Origin of the sequence: Roseisolibacter sp. H3M3-2 (assembly GCF_029211165.1) — a bacterium.
In the GTDB taxonomy this organism is placed as follows: domain Bacteria; phylum Gemmatimonadota; class Gemmatimonadetes; order Gemmatimonadales; family Gemmatimonadaceae; genus Roseisolibacter.
On sequence record NZ_JARGEK010000484.1, the window covers coordinates 1 to 2,932 of the forward strand.

4 protein-coding genes are annotated in these 2,932 nt (G+C 76.6%); 3 read left to right on the forward strand and 1 reads right to left on the reverse strand.

What is annotated here, in order from left to right:
- Positions 1-993 (reverse strand): proline dehydrogenase family protein (locus tag PYV61_RS23345; RefSeq protein WP_275836219.1); only part of this gene is annotated, 993 nt, incomplete at its 3' end.
- Between the two features lie 156 nt (positions 994-1,149).
- Between PYV61_RS23345 and PYV61_RS23350 the strand changes: the two genes are divergently transcribed.
- From PYV61_RS23350 to PYV61_RS23360, 3 genes are all read left to right on the forward strand, one after another.
- On the forward strand, positions 1,150-1,629 hold the full coding sequence (locus PYV61_RS23350) for a hypothetical protein (RefSeq protein WP_275836221.1): 480 nt from the start codon (positions 1,150-1,152) through the stop codon (positions 1,627-1,629).
- A 75-nt stretch (positions 1,630-1,704) separates the two neighbouring features.
- The gene (locus tag PYV61_RS23355; RefSeq protein WP_275836223.1) at positions 1,705-2,082 is read left to right on the forward strand and encodes a BlaI/MecI/CopY family transcriptional regulator; all 378 of its coding nucleotides are present in this window, start codon (positions 1,705-1,707) and stop codon (positions 2,080-2,082) included.
- On the forward strand, positions 2,079-2,932 hold an 854-nt coding region (locus PYV61_RS23360; protein ID WP_275836225.1), incomplete at its 3' end, for a M56 family metallopeptidase. The genes PYV61_RS23355 and PYV61_RS23360, both read left to right, overlap by 4 nt.

Genomic DNA, 2,932 nt, shown 5'->3' on the forward strand with positions numbered 1-2,932 from the left:
GTAGTGCGCCGACGCGTCGCCGGCCGCCCGCGCCGGCGGCGGCGGCGCGCCCTTCCCCGCGCGGCGCCCGCCCAGCGCCTCCTTCACGATGCTCCCCGTCATGAACGCGAGGTTCGCGGGGCGCTCGGCGAGGCGGCGCATCAGGTACGGGTACCACTGCGTCCCGAACGGGACGTAGACGCGCACGTTGTACCCCTCGCGCACCAGCGCGTCCTGCAGGTCGCGGCGCACCCCGTACAGCATCTGGAACTCGTACCGCTCCGGGCCGATCCCCTCCGCCTTCGCGTAGCGCTTCGCCTCGGCGATGATCGCCTCGTCGTGCGTCGCGAGCCCCGGGTACCTCCCTTCGCGCATCAGCGCGTGCATCGCGCGCACGTAGCTCGCGTCGACGTCGGCCTTCTCGGGGTAGGCGACCGCCGGCGGCTCCTTGTACGCGCCCTTGCAGATGCGCACGCGGCACCGCGCGGCGTTGGCCGCCGCGACGTCGTCGTCGGTGCGGAACAGGTAGCTCTGCAGCACGATCCCGACGTTCTCCGGGTACGCCGGGTAGAGCCGGTCGTAGAACAGGTCGAGCGTGCGCTGCGTGTACGCGCTCGACTCCATGTCGAGGCGCACGAAGTTGCCGTGGCGCTTCGCCGTGTCGAGCACCGCGCCGATCGTCTCGACGCACAGCGCCTCGTCGACGTCCTGCCCCATCGCGGTGAGCTTGACCGAGACGTTCGCGTCCAGCCCGCGCGCGCGGATCGCCTCCAGCAGCCGCACGTACTCGCGCCCCGTCTCGCGCGCCTCCCCGGCGTTCGTCACGCTCTCGCCCAGCAGGTCGAGCGACGCGCGGATCCCGCGCCCGTTCAGCGCCGCGACCGCGTCGAGCGCCCCCTCGATCGTCTCGCCGGCGACGAAGCGCGAGGCGAAGCGCTTGGCGAGGCCGTTGTGCCGGACGAAGCGGAAGACCGCCTGCTGGTTCGAGAGGTAGAGGAGCGCGTTGCGCAGCATGTCGGCGTGGGGTGGCGGCTGGGGCGGCGCGCGGCCGCCGGGAGCGGGCGGAAATATACCCGGGCGGGCGCGCACGATCCCTGCACGCCGGGGCGTGGGGCGGGGAGCCTCCGGCCCCGGGCACTCCACCCGTCGCGCGCCGCGCGCAGGTAAGCCATGCCGACCGCCATCCGTTCCCGCGCCGCCGTGGGGGCGCTCCTCGCGTCCCTCGCGCTCCCCGCCGCCTGCGACGGCACGAGCACCGTCGACGGCGTGCTCGCCCCCTCCGCCCTCTCGGGGGCCGCCGGCGGCGCGGTTGGCGGCGCGACGGTCGTCCCGCGCGGGACGGCCGCCCTCGTCGGCAGCTGGACGCGCGTCGCGTCGGGCGCCCCGGGGGTGCTGGTCGAGCAGACCTTCCTCTTCTCCGCCGACGGGTCGGGGCAGCGCCTCACCGTCTCGCGCACCGCCCTCGGCGTCGCCCTGGCCGCCGAGCAGCAGCGGTTCACCTGGACCGCGGGGGGCGGCGTCCTGTCGCTCCGGTTCGAGCGCGCGGGGACGGCGACGGCGCTGGTGCGGGCCTCCTACCAGCTCCTCCTAGACGCGACCGGGACCGTCCTCCGGATCGACGGCGTGGAGTACCTCCGGACGGGGGGCTGACGGACCGACTACGCGGATAGTTGACAGCCGCCTCCACGCGGCGCAGGTTCGACTATCCACTTAGTAGGAGGCGCCATGGAGGTCTCGTTCGGCGAGCGCGAGCTCGACGTGATGGGGGTGCTGTGGGAGTTGGGGTCGGGGACGGTCGCCGAGGTGCGCGAGGCGCTGCCCGCGCCGCTCGCCTACACGACCGTCCTCACCATCCTGCGCAACCTCGAGCAGAAGGGGGTCGTGCGGCACGAGGGCGAGGGGAAGGCCCACCGCTACTTCCCGCTGGTGGCGCGCGCGCAGGCCCGGCGCAGCGCGCTCTCCCGGCTGGTCGACAAGCTCTTCCACGGGTCGCCCGAGGCGCTGATCGCGCAGCTCGTGCACGACCGCGCGCTCGACCCCGCGGAGGTGGAGCGGCTGTCGCGGGCGCTCGAGGACGACGCGAAGCGCGGGAGGGAGGGATGATCGCCCTCCTCACCCTCGCCACGGTCGCCGGCGGGCTCGCGCTGGCGCTGGCCGCCGCGCGCGCGGAGCGCGCGCTGCGGCTCTGGGGGCGCCCGGCGCGCGGTGCGTGGGCGGTCGCGCTGGCGGCGACGCTGGCACTGCCGGCGGTGACGCTGTGGCTCTCCCCCGTGGTGGGCGACGCGCTGCTCACGCTCGCCGCCGCCGGCGGCGCGCCGGCCACGATCCCCGGGCTGCTGGAGCTCCCCGCGGTCGTCGTGCACGCCGCGCGCACGCCGGCGGTGGACTGGCTGGCGTGGCTCGACCGCGCGCTCGCCCTGGTCTGGATCGGCGCCGCGGTCGGCGGGCTGCTCGCCCTCGTCCGCGCGGCGCGCACGCTCCGGCGCGCCGCGCGCGACTGGCGCGCCGACGCCGTCGACGGGGTCCCGGTGGCGGTCAGCGCCGACCTCGGGCCCGCGGTGCTCGGCGTGCGCCGCCCGCGCATCGTCCTCCCGTCGTGGGCGCTGGGGCTGGAGCGCCCGCTGCGCGCGCGGGTGCTGCGGCACGAGGCCGAGCACGCGCGCGCCGGCGACACGGCGCTGCTGCTCGCCGCCGCGGCGCTGGTCGCGCTGACGCCGTGGAACCCGGCCGCCTGGTGGATCGCGCGCCGCCAGCGCCGCGCCGTCGAGATCGACTGCGAGGCCCGCGTGCTGCGCGCGCACCCCGACGTGTCGCGCTACGGCCTGCTCCTGCTCGCGGTCGCGCAGCGGCGCGACGCCGCCCCGCTCCCCGCGCTCGCCGCGCTGTCGGCGCTCGCCCCCGCGCGCAGCGACCTCGCCCGGCGCATCGAGGCGATGCGCGAGCGCCAAGTCGG

Excerpts from the sequence above, each read along its gene's own strand:
- PYV61_RS23355 (WP_275836223.1), top strand. The coding sequence starts at position 1,705 with ATGGAGGTCTCGTTCGGCGAGCGCGAGCTCGACGTGATGGGGGTGCTG.
- PYV61_RS23350 (WP_275836221.1), top strand. The coding sequence starts at position 1,150 with ATGCCGACCGCCATCCGTTCCCGCGCCGCCGTGGGGGCGCTCCTCGCG.